This is a genomic window from Micromonospora sp. NPDC051196, assembly GCF_040682415.1.
Classification (GTDB): Bacteria; Actinomycetota; Actinomycetes; order Mycobacteriales; family Micromonosporaceae; genus Micromonospora.
Genome location: NZ_JBFBAY010000005.1, coordinates 31040 through 50368 on the forward strand (window position 1 = coordinate 31040; position 19329 = coordinate 50368).

At 71.0% G+C, this 19329-nt stretch carries 17 protein-coding genes; 14 read left to right on the forward strand and 3 right to left on the reverse strand.

The window, feature by feature from the left end; translation table 11 throughout:
- Positions 1–21 precede the first annotated feature (21 nt).
- From AB0M35_RS12470 to AB0M35_RS12485, 4 genes are all read left to right on the forward strand, one after another.
- Complete coding sequence (locus AB0M35_RS12470) at positions 22–2406, forward strand: excinuclease ABC subunit UvrA (protein WP_363744587.1); 2385 nt, start codon at positions 22–24, stop codon at positions 2404–2406.
- 59 nt (positions 2407–2465) lie between these two features.
- Positions 2466–2876, forward strand: a complete 411-nt coding sequence (locus AB0M35_RS12475; RefSeq protein WP_363744589.1) for a VOC family protein — start codon at positions 2466–2468, stop codon at positions 2874–2876.
- Positions 2877–2967: 91 nt separating this feature from the next.
- The gene (locus AB0M35_RS12480; RefSeq protein WP_363744591.1) at positions 2968–3513 is read left to right on the forward strand and encodes a hypothetical protein; all 546 of its coding nucleotides are present in this window, start codon (positions 2968–2970) and stop codon (positions 3511–3513) included.
- A gap of 155 nt (positions 3514–3668) precedes the next feature.
- Positions 3669–5252 (forward strand): GGDEF domain-containing protein, encoded by a 1584-nt coding sequence (locus AB0M35_RS12485; RefSeq protein WP_363744593.1) that lies wholly within the window; start codon positions 3669–3671, stop codon positions 5250–5252.
- Between the two features lie 20 nt (positions 5253–5272).
- Here the strand turns inward: AB0M35_RS12485 and AB0M35_RS12490 are convergent, their stop codons facing one another.
- Both AB0M35_RS12490 and AB0M35_RS12495 read right to left on the reverse strand, forming a co-directional pair.
- Entirely contained in the window at positions 5273–5839 is a 567-nt protein-coding gene (locus AB0M35_RS12490) for a nucleosidase (RefSeq protein WP_363744595.1), read from the reverse strand.
- A gap of 60 nt (positions 5840–5899) precedes the next feature.
- Entirely contained in the window at positions 5900–7237 is a 1338-nt protein-coding gene (locus AB0M35_RS12495; RefSeq protein ID WP_363744597.1) for a glycoside hydrolase family 18 protein, read from the reverse strand.
- Positions 7238–7454: 217 nt separating this feature from the next.
- Between AB0M35_RS12495 and AB0M35_RS12500 the strand changes: the two genes are divergently transcribed.
- The 9 genes from AB0M35_RS12500 (at position 7455) to AB0M35_RS12540 (ending at position 16208) form a co-directional block, all read left to right on the forward strand.
- Positions 7455–8228 carry a (Fe-S)-binding protein gene (locus AB0M35_RS12500; RefSeq protein WP_363744599.1) on the forward strand — a complete coding sequence of 258 codons (774 nt, stop codon included), beginning with the start codon at positions 7455–7457 and terminating at the stop codon, positions 8226–8228.
- Between the two features lie 17 nt (positions 8229–8245).
- Positions 8246–9655, forward strand: coding sequence for a lactate utilization protein B (locus tag AB0M35_RS12505; protein WP_363745193.1), 1410 nt, complete (start codon positions 8246–8248; stop codon positions 9653–9655).
- Entirely contained in the window at positions 9652–10254 is a 603-nt protein-coding gene (locus AB0M35_RS12510; protein ID WP_363744601.1) for an LUD domain-containing protein, read from the forward strand. The genes AB0M35_RS12505 and AB0M35_RS12510 overlap by 4 nt, the downstream gene beginning before the upstream one ends.
- Positions 10255–10500: 246 nt before the next feature.
- Positions 10501–11247: a cellulose binding domain-containing protein gene (locus AB0M35_RS12515; protein ID WP_363744603.1), complete on the forward strand. Its 747-nt coding sequence runs from the start codon at positions 10501–10503 to the stop codon at positions 11245–11247.
- A 68-nt stretch (positions 11248–11315) separates the two neighbouring features.
- Positions 11316–12212 (forward strand): bile acid:sodium symporter family protein, encoded by an 897-nt coding sequence (locus AB0M35_RS12520; RefSeq protein WP_363744604.1) that lies wholly within the window; start codon positions 11316–11318, stop codon positions 12210–12212.
- A gap of 173 nt (positions 12213–12385) precedes the next feature.
- Complete coding sequence (locus tag AB0M35_RS12525) at positions 12386–13762, forward strand: FAD-dependent oxidoreductase (protein ID WP_363744606.1); 1377 nt, start codon at positions 12386–12388, stop codon at positions 13760–13762.
- Between the two features lie 141 nt (positions 13763–13903).
- The gene (locus AB0M35_RS12530; RefSeq protein ID WP_363744608.1) at positions 13904–14818 is read left to right on the forward strand and encodes a cation diffusion facilitator family transporter; all 915 of its coding nucleotides are present in this window, start codon (positions 13904–13906) and stop codon (positions 14816–14818) included.
- Between the two features lie 110 nt (positions 14819–14928).
- Positions 14929–15585 carry a thioredoxin domain-containing protein gene (locus AB0M35_RS12535; RefSeq protein ID WP_363744610.1) on the forward strand — a complete coding sequence of 219 codons (657 nt, stop codon included), beginning with the start codon at positions 14929–14931 and terminating at the stop codon, positions 15583–15585.
- Entirely contained in the window at positions 15582–16208 is a 627-nt protein-coding gene (locus AB0M35_RS12540) for a vitamin K epoxide reductase family protein (RefSeq protein WP_363744612.1), read from the forward strand. Before AB0M35_RS12535 ends, AB0M35_RS12540 begins: the two co-directional genes overlap by 4 nt.
- A 31-nt stretch (positions 16209–16239) precedes the next feature.
- On the opposite strand, the gene AB0M35_RS12545 is transcribed toward AB0M35_RS12540, so the two are convergent.
- Entirely contained in the window at positions 16240–16845 is a 606-nt protein-coding gene (locus AB0M35_RS12545; RefSeq protein ID WP_363744614.1) for a DedA family protein, read from the reverse strand.
- Positions 16846–16971: 126 nt separating this feature from the next.
- On the opposite strand from AB0M35_RS12545, the gene AB0M35_RS12550 reads away from it, so the two are divergent.
- Positions 16972–19317: a flippase-like domain-containing protein gene (locus tag AB0M35_RS12550; protein ID WP_363744616.1), complete on the forward strand. Its 2346-nt coding sequence runs from the start codon at positions 16972–16974 to the stop codon at positions 19315–19317.
- The last annotated feature ends 12 nt before the right edge of the window (positions 19318–19329 follow it).

Below are 19329 nucleotides of genomic sequence, written 5' to 3' on the forward strand. Positions count from 1 at the left end.
CTTACGGGGATGGAGAAATCGATGAGCAGGACCACGAGCACGGGCGCCCCGTCACCGCACGTCGCCGACAGTCACGACCTGATCCGGGTGCACGGCGCACGGGAGAACAACCTCAAGGACGTCAGCATCGAGATCCCCAAGCGCCGGCTGACGGTGTTCACCGGAGTCTCCGGCTCGGGCAAGAGTTCGCTGGTGTTCGGCACCATCGCCGCCGAGTCACAGCGGCTGATCAACGAGACGTACAGCGCCTTCATCCAGGGCTTCATGCCGACCCTGGCGCGACCCGAGGTCGACGTGCTCGACGGGCTGACCACCGCGATCATCGTCGACCAGGAACGGATGGGCGCCAACGCCCGCTCGACGGTCGGCACGGTCACCGACGCCAACGCCATGCTGCGGATCCTGTTCAGCCGGCTCGGGCAACCGCACATCGGCTCGCCGCAGGCGTTCTCCTTCAACGTGGCCTCGATCAGCGGCGCGGGCGCGGTCACCGTCGAGCGCGGCGGTAACCCGACGAAGGAACGGCGCAGCTTCAGCATCACCGGCGGCATGTGCCCACGCTGCGAGGGCATGGGTCGGGTCAGCGATTTCGACCTGTCGGCGCTCTACGACGACAGCAAGTCGCTCAACGAGGGCGCCCTGACCATTCCGGGCTACAGCATGGACGGCTGGTACGGCCGTATCTTCAGCGGCTGCGGCTTCTTCGACCCGGACAAGCCGATCCGCAAGTTCACCAAGCGCGAGCTGAACGACCTGCTCTACAAGGAGCCGACCAAGATCAAGGTCGACAACATCAACGTCACGTACGAGGGCCTGATCCCCCGGATCCAGAAGTCCTTCCTGGCCAAGGACCGGGAGGCCATGCAGCCGCACATCCGCGCCTTCGTGGACCGGGCGGTCACCTTCGCCACCTGCCCCGACTGCGGCGGCACCCGGCTCAGCGAGCTGGCCCGGTCCTCGAAGATCGACGGGCGCAACATCGCCGACCTCTGCGCGATGCAGATCAGCGACCTCGCCGAATGGGTCCGGTCGCTGGACGAACCGTCGGTGGCGCCACTGCTGGCCTCGCTCGGACACACCCTCGACTCGTTCGTGGAGATCGGGCTCGGCTACCTCTCGCTCGACCGGCCGTCGGGCACGCTCTCCGGCGGTGAGGCGCAACGCACCAAGATGATCCGCCACCTCGGGTCGTCGCTGACCGACGTCACCTACGTCTTCGACGAGCCGACGGTCGGGTTGCATCCGCACGACATCGCCCGGATGAACGACCTGCTGCGGCGGCTGCGGGACAAGGGCAACACGGTGCTGGTGGTCGAGCACAAGCCGGAGACCATCGCGATCGCCGACCACGTCGTCGACCTCGGACCCGGCGCCGGCACCGGGGGCGGCTCGGTCTGCTTCGAGGGCACCGTCGAGGGACTGCGGGCCAGCGGCACACTCACCGGCCGGCATCTCGACGACCGGGCCATCCTCAAGGAGAGTGTGCGTACGCCCACCGGCGCGCTGGAGATCCGTGGCGCGGCCACCCACAACCTGCGCGACGTCGACGTCGACATCCCGCTCGGGGTGCTGGTCGTGGTCACCGGGGTGGCCGGCTCGGGCAAGAGTTCCCTGATCCACGGCTCGGTGTCCGGGCGCGACGGCGTGGTCGCGGTCGACCAGACCGCCATCCGGGGCTCGCGGCGCAGCAACCCGGCGACGTACACCGGCCTGCTCGAACCGATCCGCAAGGCCTTCGCCAAGGCCAACGGGGTGAAGCCGGCGCTGTTCAGCGCCAACTCCGAGGGTGCCTGCCCCACCTGCAACGGTGCCGGCGTCATCTACACCGACCTGGCCATGATGGCCGGTGTCGCCACCACCTGCGAGGACTGCGAGGGCAAGCGGTTCCAGGCCGCGGTGCTGGAGTACCACCTCGGCGGACGGAACATCAGCGAGGTGCTGGCCATGTCCGTCACCGAGGCCGAGGCGTTCTTCGGCAGCGGCGAGGCCCGTACGCCGGCCGCGCACGCCATCCTGGCCCGGCTGGTCGACGTCGGGCTCGGTTACCTCAGCCTCGGCCAGCCGCTCACCACCCTGTCCGGTGGCGAACGCCAGCGGCTCAAGCTGGCCACCCACATGGCCGAGAAGGGCGGCGTCTACGTCCTCGACGAGCCGACCAGCGGCCTGCACCTCGCCGATGTCGAGCACCTGCTCGGACTGCTCGACCGGCTGGTCGACGCCGGCAAGTCGGTCATCGTCATCGAGCACCACCAGGCGGTCATGGCGCACGCCGACTGGATCATCGATCTCGGTCCCGGCGCCGGCCACGACGGCGGCCGGGTCGTCTTCGAGGGCACCCCCGCCGATCTCGTCGCCACCGGCCGCACCGTCACCGGCGAGCACCTGGCGAGCTACGTCGGCAGATGACGCGTGTCGATCAGGATTCGAGAAGCGTCGCCGGCCCGGGCGCGGTTAGCGTGACCAGCATGAACATCACCATCAACGCGAGCTTCCTGCCGCACACCGACCCGGAGGCGGCCCTGGCCTTCTACCGCGACATCCTCGGCTTCGAGGTCCGCCTCGACGTGGGGCACGGCGGGATGCGCTGGCTCACCGTCGGCCCCGCCGGCCAGCCCGACACGTCCATCGTCCTCACGCCGCCGGCCGTCGACCCCGGCATCACCGCCGACGAACGCGCCACCATCGCCGAGATGATGGCCAAGGGCACCTACGCCGGCATCCTGCTGGCCACCCCGGAACTGGACAAGACCTTCGACCGGATCCAGGCCGCCGGCGTCGAGGTGGTCCAGGAGCCGACCGAGCAGCCGTACGGGCTGCGTGACTGCGCCGTACGCGATCCGTCCGGCAACCTGATCCGCATCCAGGAACTGCGCTGAGCCGCCCCATCCCGGCCGGCCCCGGCCGGCGGGGCGGTGTGTCGGCGCCCCCGCCGATCGGGGCGGACGATGCCGTGGCTACCCTGCGGCGATGGCGGTCGGCGAGGAAGGGCAACGACTGGCGGTGTCGCTGGCGGAGCAGATCGACCTGGTCACCTTCACCGACCTGACCACCGACCAGGTCACCGCCCGGCTGATCGACACCGTGGTCGGCTGGGCGCGTGGGTGCGGCTGGCGGGTCTACCGGCGGGCGCCGAGCGTGTTGCCGCTGCCGCCGCCGATGTCCGCCCAGCAGTCGGTGCTCGACGTGGCCTGCGCCCGCGCCGACGGGCCGCCGGTCGTCGTCGAGATCGACCACGGCACGCGTCGCCGTACCTGGGAGAAGCTGCTCGCCGAGGCGGACGCCGGCCGGATACCGCTCTGGCTGCGCTGGGGTACCGGCCGGTTCACCCCACCACCGCCACCGATCCACATGGTGACCTGCGAGGTCACCGCCCGGCCGGATCCGGCCGGGCAGGGCCGGCTGCACAGTCGGCTACCCCGGGTCGAGAAGCAGCCGCCGGCCCACTCCACGGTACGGCTCGGCGAGCCGGCCGCCGTCGAGCTGCCGCTGCCACCGACGACGCCACCCGGGTAACCGCTACCGGCGCGAAAAGCAGCCCACGGCGGGTAGGGCGCACCGTCGGTCGTCGGACCACGACGCTCGGATCGCCGCGGCGGCCGGTGACTGTCCGAAGTGAAGCCGTTGCCGTACCATCGGGCTGATTCTTACCTGGGCGGTGCGGAGGCCGCATGGACGAGGTGACCCTCGGGGCGCTCCGCCTCCTTGAGGAGGCGCAGGCCGGCGCCGCGGCGCAGGTGTTGACCGCCGCAGAGTCGGCGCTTCGCGAATCCACCGGCGAGATCAGCGGCGGTCCGGCGGCGATGCACTTCGCCCGCGTCGTGGCATTGACCCGGCTGGGTGATCTGCGGGCCGCGATCGACGCCGCCGACCTGATGCTGGCCGCCGCCGATCGTGAAGGCAGCGCCGGATGGCGTTCCTGTGCGCTGTCGCTGCGCGCGACCCGGCGGCTTCGCCTCGGCGGTCAGGACATCGCCGAGTACGACATCGAAGCGGTGCTACGTGATCTCGTCAGTGCGGAGACCGCCCTGCTGGCCGACGAACCCAACCCGGTGATCACGGGCAACGCGCACACCGGGATCGCGATCGGCTACGCCCAGCTACGCCTCTACGAGTTGGCCGCACCCCAGTTCGAGGCGGCCTACCAGACGACCCGGCAGGCGTCCTATCCGGACAACGGCAACCGCGCGATGTGGCTGTGCAACCTCGCCGAACTCAACCTGATGTGGGCCTTGGAGCTGTACCAGGTCGGCCAGGTCACCGAGGCGGAACGGCACACCACCGCCGCCGAGGAGTACGCGACGCGGGCGGTGGCCGAGGCGTCCGGACCCAAGGCGGAGGTGTGGCGGCTCTCGGCCCTGCTGTACGCGGCGTGTGCCCGCGCCGACCGCGAGGATCCCGCCGGTGCGGCTGCCGACATCCCCCACTACACCGACCTGTTGCGGATCCACGGCCTGCCCGAGCAACACCAGGAGATACTGCTGTGCCGGCCCTTCCACGCCGTCGCGCTGCGCCGCTCCGGGCGACCCGAGCAGGCGCTGCGCGTCATCGAGGAGGCCGTGGCCCTGCTGTCACCCGACACCGACTGGCTGATCTCGGCGGCGGTGCACCGCACCCATGCGGTGTTGCTGGCGGTGACCGGCTCGGCCGACGCCCGGCCCGGGCTCACCTACGGTGACGCTCTCGCCGAACTGCTCTGGCGACAACGGCATCGTTGGCTGCACACCGCGATGACGATGCAGGCGTACGACGCCCTGCGCTGGCAACACGAGCAGGCCGAGCGGGCGGCGCAGACCGACCCCCTCACCGGCGTGGCGAACCGGCGCGGTCTCGACAGGTTTCTCGCCGACCTGGCCGGTCCCGATGCCGCGGACCATCCGGTGGCGGTGCTGGCCGTGGACATCGACCGGTTCAAGCACATCAACGATTCGCTGGGTCACTCTACCGGCGACGACGTGCTGCGGGCGGTGGCGCAGCTGCTGACGACGAGCGTCCGGCAGGGCGACTTCGTGGCGCGGTTGGGTGGCGACGAGTTCGTCGCCATCCTGCCGGGCGCGGACGCCACGCTAGCCCGGCTGGTGGCGCAGCGGACTGTGGAGGCGGTCGCCGGCCTGACCGCCTGGCGGGCGCAGGTCAGCGTCGGCGTCGCCTGCGGCCCCGCGTACCGTCTGGACCAGGCCCTCAGTCACGCCGACAGTGCGATGTACGCGGCCAAGCGCGCAGGCGGCAATCAGGCCAGCTGCATGGCGGGCTGACCGGGCCCGTGGCTGCCGGCTCAGAGGTGGTCGCGGACCCAGCCGGCGAGCAGCCGGGCGCAGTGATCCACCGACTCCTGCCAGGTGCGCATCGCCCCGGCACCGGCCTCGTCGCTGACCTGTTTGATCAGCCGGACCGGTACCCCGAATCGCTGGGCGGCCGAGGCGATCGCGTAGCCCTCCATGTCCACCAGATGAGCGCGGGCGGCCAACGCGGTGCGGGCTTCGTCGTCGGCGATGAACTGGTCGCCGGTGGCGAGCACCGGACCGTCGCCGAGGGTCAGCGGCGCCCCGAAGGTCTGACCGGTCAGCCGGTGGAGGAACTCGGTGTCCAGGTCGTGTTGCAGGACGCTGCCGACCTCGTGGGTGCCGGCCCAGCCGGGGTGCAGTGCCCCGGCGGTCCCGAGGTTGACCACCGCCGACGGCAGCGGCGTCCGGGCCAGGGCCGCCGCGACGGCAGCTGCGGCGTTGACCTTGCCCATGCCGGTGAGCAGCACCGGCAGGCGCGCATCGAGGTGGGTGGCCTCCTCCGCGAGGGCCAGTACGAGCAGCGGGCGATCAGGGCTGATCGTTCCTCGAAGATCCATCGGGCGATGGTAGCCGGAACCCGAGGCCAGCCGGCAGCGCCGGCTGACCCCCGGTGGTGGCTACCGGGTCGTCAACCCGAGGTCGATCGTCCTGGTCAGGGTGGCGTTGTCGTCGTCGCCGTCGAGCGACCAGATCATCGCTCCGCCCAGGCCGGTCCGCCGGATGTACAGCGTCTTCTGGAGCACCACGGCCGGGTCGTCGTACGTCCAGAAGGTCGTACCGTCGAACAGCCAGGCGTGCCCGGCGCGGAGGTCCCGGTGGACGGTGAAACCCTTGCCGGTCAGCGTCTTCAGCTGCTTGTAGTCCTCGTAGCCGGCGGCGTGGGTGGCCGGTGCGGGGCCGGTGGCGGGCTGGAACAGGCCGTTTCCGCCGCCGGTGACGCCGGTCCAGCCCTGACCGTAGTAGGGGATGCCGAGGACCAACTTGGCCCGTGGTGCGCCTCGGGCGAGCCAACCGTCGACGGCCACCTCGACGGAGAAGTCCGGATTGTCCGGTGTGCCGCGCGGCACCCGCAGCGCCGACTGCTGGTTGGTCACCGTCTCCCAGGTGCCGTGGAAGTCGTAGCCCTGCACCGTGGCGAAGTCCAGGTACTTGAAGATCTTGCGACCCTCGTAGCCGGCGTCCATGGTCGCCGGGTTGGCCGGCAGGAACGTGGTGAGCGGGTGGTGCTTGCGGGTCGTGCGGCCGTGGGCGTCCAGTTGCCGGCGGAACTCGGCGAGCAGCTTGGTGAAGTTCTCCCGGTCCTCCGGGCGGATCACGTTGCCCGGCTCGCCAGGCCAGTTCGGCCACTCCCAGTCGAGGTCGATGCCGTCGAAGACTCCGGCGGCGGCACCCGGCCCGCCGCTGCCGCCGTCGGTGATCGGCAGGTTGCCCTTGAGGTAGAGGTCGATGCAGGACGCCACGAACGCCTTGCGGCTCGCGTCGGTGCGGGCGGCGTTCGAGAAGTACGTCGACCAGCTCCAACCGCCCAGCGAGATCATCACCTTGAGGTCGGGGTGCCTCGCCTTGAGCTTGGCCAACTGGCCGAAGTTGCCGTTGAGCGGCTCGCCCCAGGCGTCGGCGACACCGTCGACGCTCTCATCGGCCGGGACGGGCCGCTGGTAGTCGGCCCAGGCGTCGCCCTCGCCCGGCCCACCGTCCACGAAGCAGCGACCGTCTTCGCTGACGTTGCCGAAGGCGTAGTTGATGTGGGTGAGGCGGCTGGCCGCACCCGAAGTGTCGAGCTTCTTCACCGGGAACGCCCGGCCGTAGATGCCCCACTGGGTGAAGTAGCCGACCCGGTGGTAGCCGGCGTGGCGCTTGCCACCCGCGCCGGCGGTGCTCGGCGGGGCGGCGGTGACCAGCAGGGTGGTCAGGGCGACGAGGGCGGTGAGGCGGCGGTGGCGGAACGGTCGCATAAGCACTCCCACGAGGGATGACAGAAAATCAGTAAAGAGACCTTCCTGATCGATGAAGCTAGGCGGATCATCGTCTGCGGTCAATAGTCGGGTCGGACGGCAGCGGCGCCGTCGACACGGAACCGGTCGCCCCGCAGCGGCTCGTTGCGGCACACTCAGGTGACCGCGCGGCCGGCCGGGCCGTCGCATCGCCGGATGCCCGGCGGGGGAGGTGGAAGTGCGCATCGCGCTGTTCGTGACCTGCCTGGCCGACACCCTGTTCCCCGAGGCGGCAAAGGCCACGGTGCGGCTGCTGGAGCGGCTCGGTCACGAGGTGGTCTTCCCGGCGGAGCAGACCTGCTGCGGGCAGATGCACGTCAACACCGGCTACCAGCGCGACGCGCTGCCGTTGATCCGCCGGCACGTGCGGACCTTCGACCCGTACGACGTGATCGTGGCTCCGTCTGGTTCGTGCGTGGGGTCGGTGCGGCATCAGCACCCGCTGGTGGCCCGGCGAGCGGGGGACGTCCGGCTGGCCGGTCGGGCCGAGGACCTGGCGACGCGGACGTACGAGCTGTCGGAACTCCTGGTCGACGTGCTCGGGATGACCGACGTGGGCGCCTACTACCCGCATCGGGTCACCTACCACCCGACCTGCCACTCGTTGCGGATGCTGCGGGTGGGGGACCGGCCGCTGCGACTGCTGCGCGCGGTGCGCGGTCTGGACCTGGTCGAGCTGCCGGCCGCCGAGCAGTGCTGTGGCTTCGGGGGGACCTTCGCGGTGAAGAACGCGGACACCTCGACGGCGATGCTGGCCGACAAGATGCGTCACGTGCTGTCCACCGGAGCGGACGTCTGCACCGCGAGCGACTCCTCGTGCCTGATGCACCTCGGCGGGGGCCTGTCCCGGCTGCGTACCGGGGTCCGCACGGTGCACCTCGCCGAGATCCTGGCCGCCACCGAGCGCAGCGAGACCACCGGTGCGCGCGGGCGGACGGCGGCGCGGCCGTGACCCGGGCCTTCCTCGGCATGCCGGCGACCGCACCGCCCGGCGTGGGACACCTGCGCGGCACGGAACCGTTCCCGAGCGCGGCGCGGCGCAGCCTCGCCGACCCGCAACTGCGTCGCAACCTCGGGCATGCCACGGCGACCATCCGGGCCAGGTCGGCCGGGGTGATCGCCGAGGTGCCGGACTGGCAGCAACTGCGCGAGGCCGGCCGGGCGATCAAGACCGACGTCATGGCCCGGCTGCCGGAACTGCTGGAGCAGCTCGAAGCACGGGCGACCGAGGCCGGTGCAGTGGTGCACTGGGCCGCCGACGCCAACGAGGCCAACCGCATCGTCACCGACCTGGTACGCGGCACCGGCAGCGACCGGGTGATCAAGGTCAAGTCGATGGCCACCCAGGAGATCGGGCTCAACGAGGCCCTGGCCGCCGCCGGGATCGAGCCGGTGGAAACCGACCTGGCCGAGCTCATCGTCCAACTCGGTGACGACCGGCCGAGCCACATCCTGGTCCCGGCCATCCACCGCAACCGGGCCGAGATCCGGGAGATCTTCCTACGGGCCATGCCCGGCGTGGATCCCGGGTTGACCGACGAGCCGGCCGCGCTCGCCGCAGCCGCCCGCAGCTACCTGCGGCAGACGTTCCTCACCACGAAGGTGGCCGTCTCCGGGGCCAACTTCGCCGTGGCGGAGACCGGCACCCTCGCGGTGGTCGAGTCCGAGGGCAACGGACGGATGTGCCTCACCCTGCCGGACACGCTGATCACCGTGATGGGCATCGAGAAGGTGGTGCCGACCTGGCGGGACCTGGAGGTGTTCCTGCAACTGCTGCCCCGGGCCTCGACCGGGGAGCGGATGAACCCGTACACCTCGATGTGGACGGGCGTCACCCCCGGTGACGGGCCACAGGCGTTCCACCTGGTGCTGTTGGACAACGGACGCAGCGCCGCACTGGCCGACCCGACAGGTCGGCAGGCGCTGCACTGCATCCGCTGCTCGGCCTGCCTGAACGTGTGCCCGGTGTACGAGCGCACCGGCGGGCACGCCTACGGGTCGGTCTATCCGGGGCCGATCGGGGCGGTGCTGTCCCCGCAACTGACCGGGGTCGCCGACAACGCCTCGCTGCCGTACGCCTCGTCGCTCTGTGGCGCCTGCTACGACGCCTGCCCGGTGAAAATCAACATCCCCGAACTGCTGGTGCAACTGCGCGATCAGGCGCCGCACCCGCGTACCGAGGCGGCGGCGATGGCGGCGGCCGCGTACGCGATGGACCACCCCCGGCTGTACGAGGCGGCGCAGCAGGCGGTACGGCTGAGCCGGCTCGCCGGGCGGCGCGGGCGCGCGCTGCCGCCACCCCTGGACGGCTGGACCGCCAGTCGTGACCTGCCCGACCCGCCGAGGCAGACGTTCCGGCAGTGGTGGGCTCAGCGATGAGTTCCCGGGACCTGCTCCTCGGCCGGTTGCGTGCCGCCCTCGCGGCCGGTGGCCCGGTCACCCCCGTCGAGGTGCCGCGCGACTACCGGCGCACGGGCCCGCTCGACCTGGATCGGTTGATCGAGCGGCTGATCGACTACCGGGCCCAGGTGCACCGGGTGAGCGAGGACGCCATCGCCGACACGATCGCCGCGATCCTGCCGGCGGGAGCCACCGTCGTCGTACCGCCGGGGCTGCCGTCCGCGTGGTTGCCGCCGACGGTGACCGTCCGGCCCGACGACGGCCTCGACAATGGACAGATAGCCGCGGCGGACGCCGTCGTCACCGCCGCGGCGGTCGCGGTCGCCGAAACCGGCACGGTCGTCCTCGACGGCTCGCCCGACCAGGGCCGGCGCGTCATCAGCCTGCTGCCCGACCGGCACGTGTGCGTGCTGCGGGCCGACCAGGTGGTGGCCACCGTGCCCGAGGCGCTCGCCCGGCTCACCCCGCAACGACCGCTGACCTGGATCAGCGGCCCGTCGGCCACCAGCGACATCGAACTCAACCGGGTCGAGGGTGTGCACGGGCCGCGCACCCTGCACGTCGTCCTGTTGCCCTGATCCGGCGATCGGGCCGCCGGCACAAGGCCCGTTCGGTCGACGGCCGCCTCCGGTCGGGCCCTGGATCTTCGTCACGACAGCCGTTGTATCGACAAGTGTCGACTGAAAGACTTGGCCGTGATCGCGTTTGGAGCCGCGCGATTCGTTACAGGGCAAGGGGACGCACGGGAAATCCCGTGCCGGGCCGTCCTCCTCCAGCAGGAACCATCGGTCGCCGCGAGGCGGTGGCCGCCCCAGGAGGTACGGATGAAACGCACGTTCGGCGTGGTGCTGGCCACCGCGACCCTGACCCTGGCTGCCGGGCTCGGTGCGCCCGCCATCGCGCAGACCTCGCCCACGGCAACACCCACGCCGTCGCCGTCGCAGACCCCGGTCTGCCCGCCGGTGCTGCCGATCAACGCCATGGTGACCGGGACGACCGCCACCACCTTGACCATCACCTACAGCGCGTTCGTCGTGCCGCCGTGCGGTTATGACCCGCCGATCACCTTCTTCCTGTTCGGCAGTCGCGAGGACGCCGTCCAGTGGCAGGATCCGGTGGCCGAGGGCACCTCCGGACCGGAGCGCTCGGGCACGGTCACCATCGGCGGGTTGACTCCGGACACCGAGTACTGGTTCCGGCTCAGTGACGCCGAGGGAGTGCGGGACCGGTACATCCTGGGCGGGCCGGCGCGGACCGGGTCGCAACCGCCGTGCAGCGCGACCGCCACCATCGACACCGGATGGGGCAGCGGCTTCGTCGCCACGGTCACCGTCCGCAACACCGGCGATGCCCAGCTCAACGGCTGGCGGGTGCGGTGGAACTGGTCCGGTGACGAACGGGTCCAGTCGGTCTGGAACGCCGTGGTGGAGACGGCAGCGACCGGGGTGACGGCGCGGCACGCCGAGTACAACCGCGTCCTGGCGTCGGGTGGATCGACGACGTTCGGCCTGTTGGCGGCGACCAGCAGCGTGCCGGAGGAGTTGACGCTCACCTGCGAGCGATGGTCCTGACGAATTTCGCCGTATCCAGCCACAAGGATGATGGTGAATGCGTTACCGGGTGGTAACGATGTTGTGTCATGGACTCTGCCCTGACCTTGATCGGACTACCCATCGCCCTCGGCGTCATCATGCTCGGTCTGGGTCTCGGCCTGACCGTCGCCGACTTCCGCCGGGTGGCCCAACATCCGAAGGCCGCCGTGATCGCACTGGCCTGCCAGGTGCTGCTGCTGCCGGTGCTCTGCCTCGGCCTGGTGATCGCCTTCGACCTGCCGCCGGAACTGGCCGTCGGGATGATGCTGCTGGCAGCATCGCCCGGCGGCACCACGGCCAACCTCTACAGTCACCTCTTCGGCGGGCATGTGGCCCTCAACATCACGCTGACCGCCATCAACTCGGTGCTCGCCGTGTTCACCCTGCCGATCGTGGTCAACCTCTCGGCCGCGTACTTCCTCGGTGACGCACGCAGCATCGGCCTCCAGTTCGACAAGGTGCTCCAGGTCTTCGCCATCGTGCTCGTCCCGGTCGCCATCGGCATGCTGGTCCGAGCCTGGCTGCCGCGCATCGCCGAGCGCCTGAACCGTCCGGTGCGGATCCTGTCCGTCGTCGTGCTCGTCGCGGTGATCGCCGGTGCCGTGATCGGTGAGCGGGACAACCTGGCCGACTACTTCGTCTCGGTCGGCCTTGCCGTGCTCGCGTTCAACCTGTTGAGCCTGGCGATCGGATACGGCGTGCCCCGGCTGGCCGGGATCGACCACGGTGCGGCCAAGGCGGCCGGCTTCGAGATCGGCATCCACAACAGCACGCTGGCCATCACGATCGCGCTTAGTCCGGCGCTGCTCAACAGCAGCCAGATGGCGATCCCGGCGGCCGTCTACGGCGTTGTCATGTTCTTCACCGCAGCGGCCTTCGGCTACCTGGTGAACCGCGTGGGCTCCCGGGCCAGCACCTCACCGAGCGGTGCGACTGCCACCTGAGGTGGCCGACTGTCGTGACGTGGACACTCAGCGATGCCTCGGGCGGCGTGCCCTGCCTGTGCAACGATCGTTGAGCGTCATGCCGACCGCCCGGTCCCGCCGGTCTGTCGCTGCCACGCACCACGGCAGGCATGCGGGGAAAGGCGCCACACCTCGTACCCCTTGGAGAGCACATGCCCCTCTCTCCGGCTCAGGTCTTCACCGCGTTGAACGCGGTGCAGCCTCCCGACCAGCCGTCGCCGTTCTTCCACAAGGCCGTCGTGGTCGGCGGCAGTATCGCCGGTCTGTTGGCCGCGCGGGTGTTGGCCGACCACGCGGAGAGCGTCGTCGTCATCGACCGGGACGACCTGCACGTGCCGGGTCATCGGCCCGGCGTTCCGCAGGGGACGCAACTGCACGCCCTGCTGCCCGGCGGCTTCCTTCAGCTTGAGCGGCTCTTTCCCGGATTCCGGGAGCAGGCCCTGGCCCGGGGCGCGGTCGAGGCGCCACCTTCGGCCCGCCGCAACTACCTCGACGGGCGGCTGAAGGTCGTCGTACCTGACGACGCCGACAGCCTGGCCGGCAGCCGGCCGCTGCTGGAGGGACTGATCCGCCAGCAGGTGCTGCGACTGCCCAACGTCAAGACGATCACCGCCCGCGCCACCGGTCTCGTCGTCGACGGTGCCGTCGCCACCGGGGTCCGCTACGACATCGGTGGAGCGCCCGGTGTGGAGAACGCGGATCTCGTGGTGGACGCCATGGGTCGATCCAGCCGACTCTCCGACTGGCTGGAGCAGGCGGGGTGGGAGCGGCCCGAGACGCGGCGGATGAACGTCCACCTCAACTACGCCACCGCGTTGTTCCGACGTCGGGAGGAGAACCCGCAACACACGGTCGTCCTGGCGCTGAACAGCCCGCGGATGTCGTCGGACGTGGCTGGCGCGGCGTTCTTCGCGATCGAGGACGGCCGGTGGATGGCGATGATGGCCGGCTACGCGGACAACCGTCCGGGCCGTACCCCTGAGGACTTCGTCCGCCGGCTGCGCGAGCAGTTCCCACCGGAGTTCCACGAGGTCGCCGACAGTGAACTGCTCGGCGACGTGCAGACCTACCGCCACGCCGACAGTCGGCGGCGGGACTTCCACACCCTGAGTCGTTTTCCCGCCGGGCTGGTCCCGGTCGGTGACGCGGTCGCGTCGTTCAACCCGGTGTACGGGCAGGGCATCACGGCGGCGGCCCTGCACGCCGCCTGCCTGTCGACGTACCTGCGCCCCGGGCCGGATCTCCGGCTGCCGGCCCGGGAGTTCCTCGCGCTGCAACAGGTCGTGGTCGACGCCGCCTGGTCACTGTCGACGTCGGCGGATCTGGCCCTGCCGCACGTCGACGGCCCGTATCCGCGTGCCTACCGGCTCTCCAGCTGGGTCAGCCGGCAGATCGTCACCGCCACCGTCACGGACGTCGCCACCGCCCGACGGTTCAACGAGGTGGTGTCCATGCGCGAGCACCCGAGTTCGTTGGCCACCCCGGGCGTCATCCTGGGGGCCGTGCGGGCGAACCTGCGGGCCCGGTGACGCGGCACGCCTCTGGTGATCGCCTCGCCTGACGGGTCGAGTGATCGCCGTCGGTGACCTCTTCAGCCGGAGGCCATGGTTGCACTTATTGCAATGTCCGCATATGTTGTTCGGCGACGGCTGAGGCGGGGAGGGCACAGGATGGGTGCCGGGCACGACCACGGGCAGCAGGCGTTGCGCGCGGGAGAGAAGCACCGGGGGCGGTTGTGGGCAGCCTTCGCCCTGCTGGCCGTGTTCATGGTGGTGGAGGCGATCGGGGCGTGGGCGACCGGCTCCCTGGCGCTGCTGTCGGACGCCGGGCATATGTTCACCGACGTGCTCGGCATCGGCATGGCACTCGCCGCGATCACGGCGGCCAGCAAGGCGTCGCGCGACGGTCAACGCACCTTCGGCCTGTACCGGATGGAGGTCCTGGCGGCGCTGGCGAACGCGGTGCTGCTGTTCGGGGTCGCCGTCTACGTGGTGGTGGAGGCGGTACGCCGGTTCGACGAACCACCGGAGGTGCTGGTCGGCCCGATGCTGGCCGTTGCCGTGGCGGGTCTGGTCGCCAACGTCGTGGCGTTCCTGCTGCTGCGCTCCGGCTCTAAGGAGAGCCTGAACGTGCGCGGGGCGTACCTGGAGGTCCTCGGCGACCTGCTCGCCTCGGTCGGCGTGATCGTCGCCGCCGTGGTGATCGCGTTGACCGACTGGTGGTACGCCGACCCGATCATCGCCGTGGCGGTGGGCGTGTTCATCCTGCCCCGCACCTACAAGCTGGGCCGGGCTGCCCTGCGGGTACTCGTGCAGGCCGCCCCGCCACACGTGGACATCACCGAGGTACGGGCCGGGCTGCACGGCGTGCCCGGCGTCGCCGACGTGCACGACCTGCACGTGTGGACGCTGACCTCGGGCATGGAGGTGGCCTCGGCGCACCTGACCCTGGCGGCCGGAGCGGATCTGGGCCAGGTGCTGAGCACCGCCCGGCAGATCCTGCACGACCGCTTCGAGATCGACCACGCCACGCTTCAGGTGGAGCCGCAGGGCGCCGACGGCGTGTGTCACGGCGCGCACTGGTGATGCCCTGACGGGCTCCGAACTCGCGGTACGGGGCTGAATGCGCCGGCTTTCAGGAAGCTGACAGGAAACCCGGCCAGCATGGGCGCACCCGCACGGAAGGTTGGCACGGCATGACGAGAAACACCCGACTGACCCTGGCGATGATCCTGGTGGTCATTCTCGCCATGATCGGTGTGATCGCCGTCAACCGGAACACCGGCCGACCCGTCGCCAGCGGTGCGCCGGTCGACCCGGCCGTGCTGGTCCGTGACGACAGCCACCGGCTCAGTACGGCGACCGACGGCAAGGTCACCCTGGTGGAGTTCCTCGACTTCGAGTGCGAGGCGTGCGGCGCCGTCTACCCGGCGGTCAAGGAGATCCTGGACACCTACCAGGACCGGATCACCTTCGTGGTGCGTTACTTCCCGATTCCCAGCCACCCCAACGCCGACCTCGCGGCCCGTGCCGCGCAGGCCGCCGCCGACCAGGGCCGGTTCCTCGAGATGTACGCCGTGCTGTTCGAGAACCAGGCGCAGTGGGGACACCAGAGCACGCCGCAGACCGACCGGTTCGTCGGGTACGCACGCGAGCTGGGCCTGGACGTGGACCGCTTCCGGCAGGACCTCGACGCACCGGCCACCGCGCAGCGGGTGGCCGCTGACCGGGCCGACGGCGAGACCGCCGGGGTACGGGGCACCCCGACGTTCTTCCTCAACGGCCGGCAGCTGACCGAGGTCCGTACCCAGTCGGACATGATCGCCGCCATCGACGCCGCGCTTGCCCAATGAGCGCCACCGTCGCACGCCGCGCGGAGGCGACGTCGCCGCACGCCGGGTTCGTCGCCCGGGTCACCGCCTGGGTGCTGGCCGTCGGCGGCGGCATCGGCCTGCTCGCCGCGGGCACCCTCACCGTCGAGAAGATCAACCTGCTGGCCGACGCCGACTACGTGCCGACGTGCAGCATCAACCCGATCCTGTCCTGCGGCTCGGTGATGACCACGCCGCAGGCCGCCGCCTTCGGGATCCCCAACCCGCTGCTCGGCATCGCCGGCTTCGCGGTGGTCACCACCCTCGGCGTCCTGCTGCTCGCCCGGGTACGACTGCCCGGCTGGTGCTGGCTCGGGCTCCAGGCCGGGGCAACCTTCGGCGTGGTCTTCGTGCACTGGCTCATCTACCAGAGCCTCTACGTGATCTCGGCGCTGTGCCCGTACTGCATGGTGGTCTGGGTCGTCACCATCGCGATCTTCCTCTACACCAGCCTGCGCAACCTCGGCGCGGTCGCGCCGTCATCCCCGCTGGCCCGGCTCTCCGGTCTGGCCGGTTACCACAGCCTCATCCTGGTCGCCTGGTACGTGCTGATCATGTTGGCCATCCTCGTCCGGTTCTGGGACTACTGGTCCACGCTCTGGTGAGCCCGCCCGCCCCGACGGTCGGCGGCGTCGGTCAGTGCGCCCGCCGGCGGTGCCGCCAGAACGCCAGCAGGGCGAGCACCACGATCACGGCGAGCAGTGTGTACGTGCCGATGCCCAGTTCCCGCTCCAGGTAGCGGTAGGAGGCCGAGCCGAGGTAGCCGAGCGTCGCCACCGCCACCGCCCAGAGCAGCCCGCCGGTGACGTTGGCCCAGCCGAACGTGCTGCGCCGCATGCCGCTGGCACCGGACACCAGCGGCACCAGCACCCGCAGCACCGCCACCCACCGGCCGATCACCACCGCGATCGCTCCTCGCTCGGCGACCAGGCGTCGGGCCCGGTCCAGGTCGAGGCGACGACGGAGCACGGCCGGCGCGTGGGCCAGCACCCCGGGCCCGTACCGACGACCCAGCAGGTAGCCGACCTGGTCGCCGAGGCACGCCCCGACGGCCGCGGCAACGATCACCGCCCACAGCGGCAGCCCACTGAGGTGAGCCACCACGCCGCCGACCAGTACGACGGTTTCACCGGGTATGAGCAGCCCCAGCAGCGTCGAGGACTCCAGCGCGGGCAGCAGGAACACCAGGGTCAGCACGACCAACGGCGGTAGTGCGGCGATCCCAGCCAGTACCCGGTCCATCTGCTGATTCTGGCGCTTCGCGACGGCCCGGCGGGCGGGCGAACCGGGAAACCGCCAACCGGCGGCAGGTCAGCCCGTAGCGTACGAATCGAGAGCAGGTCAACGAACGCCCCAGGGACGAGGACTGTGCTATCCCGGACGCATCGTCCGTCGCCGGCTCTGCTGGTCAGCCTGGCAGTCTCCACCGTCCTGCTGGTCGGGCTGGGCCTGCTGGTCCGCCAGCACCCGGTTGCGGCCTGGGAACGGGACGTGTTCACCCTGCTCAACCGCCTGCCGGCGGGGGCGACGCCGGTGCTGATCGTGGTCATGCAGCTCGGCTCGTACCTCACGGTGTTCGGTACGGCTACGCTCGCCGCCGCGCTGCGGCGCTTCGCGGTCGCCCGTGACCTGCTGCTGGCCGGAAACCTGGCGTACTGGCTGGCGGTGGTCAACAAGGTCGCGGTGGCCCGGCAGCGGCCCGGATCGCTGCTGACCGATGTCGTGCTGCACGATCGGGTCGCCGGCTCGCTGGGCTATCCCTCCGGGCATGTCGCGGTCGCCACCGCCCTGGCACTGGTGGCGGCGCGGGCCGGCGGCACCCGCTGGCGGCGCCTGCTCTGGCCGGCGGTTGCGGTGGTCGCCGTGGCGCGTGTGCATGTCGGCGCCCATCTGCCGGTGGACGCCATCGGCGGGCTGCTCGTCGGCTGGCTCGCGGTCTGTCTGACCCGGCTGGTCGTCGGGGAGGTCGGTCCGCAGCGGTCCACCGGCGTGCTGCGCGAGGCACTGCGACACCGTGGCTTCGACGTGGTCCGGCTCGCGCCGCTGAGCGGCGACGCCCGCGGCTCGTGGCCGTGGTTGGTGGTCACCGGCGACGGGCGGCGGTTGTTCGTCAAGGTCACCGGTGGGCAGCAGCGGGACGCCGACTGGGCCTACAAGCTGTACCGGCGGTTGCGTTACCGGCACGTCGCCGACGAGCCGCCGTACCTCAGCGCGAAGCAGCAGAGCGAGCACGAGACCTGCCTGACGCTGCTGGCCGAACGGGCGGGCGTACGGGTTCCGTCGGTCGTCACCACCGCCACCCTGCCCGGTGGGGAGGCCGTGCTGGTGCAGGAGTTCATCGACGCGGCACCGTTGGACGCCACGTACGGACCACTGCCGACGGCGTCGATCGTCGACGTGTGCCGGCAGGTGGCGCTGCTGCACCGGGGCGGGATCGCCCATCGTGACCTGCGGGCGGCCAACATCCTGGTCGACCGCGACGGCGCGTACCTGGTCGATTTCGGGTTCGGCGTCGACGATGCCGCCGCTGACCAGCGGGCCCGGGACGTCGTCGAGTTGCTGGTCGCGCTCGCCGGCCGGGTGGATCCGGGCACGGCGGTCGATGTGGCGATGGCCGAACTCGGTGTCGACGAGATCGCGAAAAGCCTGCCGTACCTGCAACCGGCAGTGCTCTCCCGGGCCAGCCGTGACCTGCTGCGACATACCCCTGACCTGCTGGAGCAGCTACGCGGCCAGATCATGCACCGCTGCCCGCAGCGGGAACAACGGCTGGCCCGGGTCGTCCGGATCACGCCCCGGGGCGTCCTGTTGCTGATCGCGCTCGGCCTGCTCGTACACCTGCTGCTGCCACAGCTCGGCGAGGTACGCGCCGCGCTGCGCCTGATGCTGCACGCGCATCCGCTGGCCCTGGCCGCCACCCTGCTCGGCTCGGCCGCGACCTACCTGCTCAGCGCCGTCGTACTGCGGCTGGCGTCGAACAACCGGGTGCCGCTCGGTGAGGCCACCGCGGTGCAGGTGGCCGCGTCGTTCGCCAACCGGCTCGCGCCCGGCAGCGTCGGCGGTGCCGCGCTGAGCCTGCGCTACCTGCACCAGAAGGGATTGCGGGCCGCCGAGTCGGCGACCGCCGTGGTCGTCTCGCGGGTGGCCGGCGTGGTGTCGGTGGCGCTGCTGCTGCCGGTGCTGTTGCCCTTCGCCCGCCGACCCACCCGCGCCGCCGAGCAGGCCGTCACCGCCAAGGCGCTGCCCGTGCTGCTCGGTGTGCTGGTGGTGCTGCTCGCCGTCGCGGCGGTGCTGGCGGTACCTCGGCTGCGCCGTCGTGGTCGCGCGGTGCTGCGGGAGAGCCTTGCCGCCCTGCGTGCCCTGCCCCGCCGGCATCGGCTGACCCGGCTGATCGGCGCGGCCCTGGCGCTCACCCTCGCGTACGGGTTCAGCCTCTACTTCGGGTTGCTCGCCGTTGGTGAGCGGGTCGATCTCGCGCTGCTGGCACCGGTGATCCTGGTGTGTGTCGTCGGGGAGGGGGTGTCCTCGGCCGCACCCACCCCCGGCGGCCTGGGTGCCACGGAGGCGGCCCTGGTCTCCGGGCTGCTGATCTACGGGGTGCCCGTCGACACCGCCGTCGCGGGCGTGCTTGTCTACCGGCTCGCGACGTTCTGGCTGCCGGCCCCGATCGGCTACGTCGCGTTGCGGATCCTGGCCCGGCAACGGCTGGTCTGAGGGCGGCCTCCG

Bases quoted from the DNA above. Each gene is read 5' to 3' on its own strand.
- AB0M35_RS12470 (WP_363744587.1), top strand. From the start codon at position 22: ATGAGCAGGACCACGAGCACGGGCGCCCCGTCACCGCACGTCGCCGAC.
- AB0M35_RS12475 (WP_363744589.1), top strand. From the start codon at position 2,466: ATGAACATCACCATCAACGCGAGCTTCCTGCCGCACACCGACCCGGAG.
- AB0M35_RS12480 (WP_363744591.1), top strand. From the start codon at position 2,968: ATGGCGGTCGGCGAGGAAGGGCAACGACTGGCGGTGTCGCTGGCGGAG.
- AB0M35_RS12485 (WP_363744593.1), top strand. From the start codon at position 3,669: ATGGACGAGGTGACCCTCGGGGCGCTCCGCCTCCTTGAGGAGGCGCAG.
- AB0M35_RS12490 (WP_363744595.1), bottom strand. From the start codon at position 5,839: ATGGATCTTCGAGGAACGATCAGCCCTGATCGCCCGCTGCTCGTACTG.
- AB0M35_RS12495 (WP_363744597.1), bottom strand. From the start codon at position 7,237: ATGCGACCGTTCCGCCACCGCCGCCTCACCGCCCTCGTCGCCCTGACC.
- AB0M35_RS12505 (WP_363745193.1), top strand. From the start codon at position 8,246: ATGCCGGCGACCGCACCGCCCGGCGTGGGACACCTGCGCGGCACGGAA.
- AB0M35_RS12510 (WP_363744601.1), top strand. From the start codon at position 9,652: ATGAGTTCCCGGGACCTGCTCCTCGGCCGGTTGCGTGCCGCCCTCGCG.
- AB0M35_RS12515 (WP_363744603.1), top strand. From the start codon at position 10,501: ATGAAACGCACGTTCGGCGTGGTGCTGGCCACCGCGACCCTGACCCTG.
- AB0M35_RS12520 (WP_363744604.1), top strand. From the start codon at position 11,316: ATGGACTCTGCCCTGACCTTGATCGGACTACCCATCGCCCTCGGCGTC.
- AB0M35_RS12525 (WP_363744606.1), top strand. From the start codon at position 12,386: ATGCCCCTCTCTCCGGCTCAGGTCTTCACCGCGTTGAACGCGGTGCAG.
- AB0M35_RS12530 (WP_363744608.1), top strand. From the start codon at position 13,904: ATGGGTGCCGGGCACGACCACGGGCAGCAGGCGTTGCGCGCGGGAGAG.
- AB0M35_RS12535 (WP_363744610.1), top strand. From the start codon at position 14,929: ATGACGAGAAACACCCGACTGACCCTGGCGATGATCCTGGTGGTCATT.
- AB0M35_RS12540 (WP_363744612.1), top strand. From the start codon at position 15,582: ATGAGCGCCACCGTCGCACGCCGCGCGGAGGCGACGTCGCCGCACGCC.
- AB0M35_RS12545 (WP_363744614.1), bottom strand. From the start codon at position 16,845: ATGGACCGGGTACTGGCTGGGATCGCCGCACTACCGCCGTTGGTCGTG.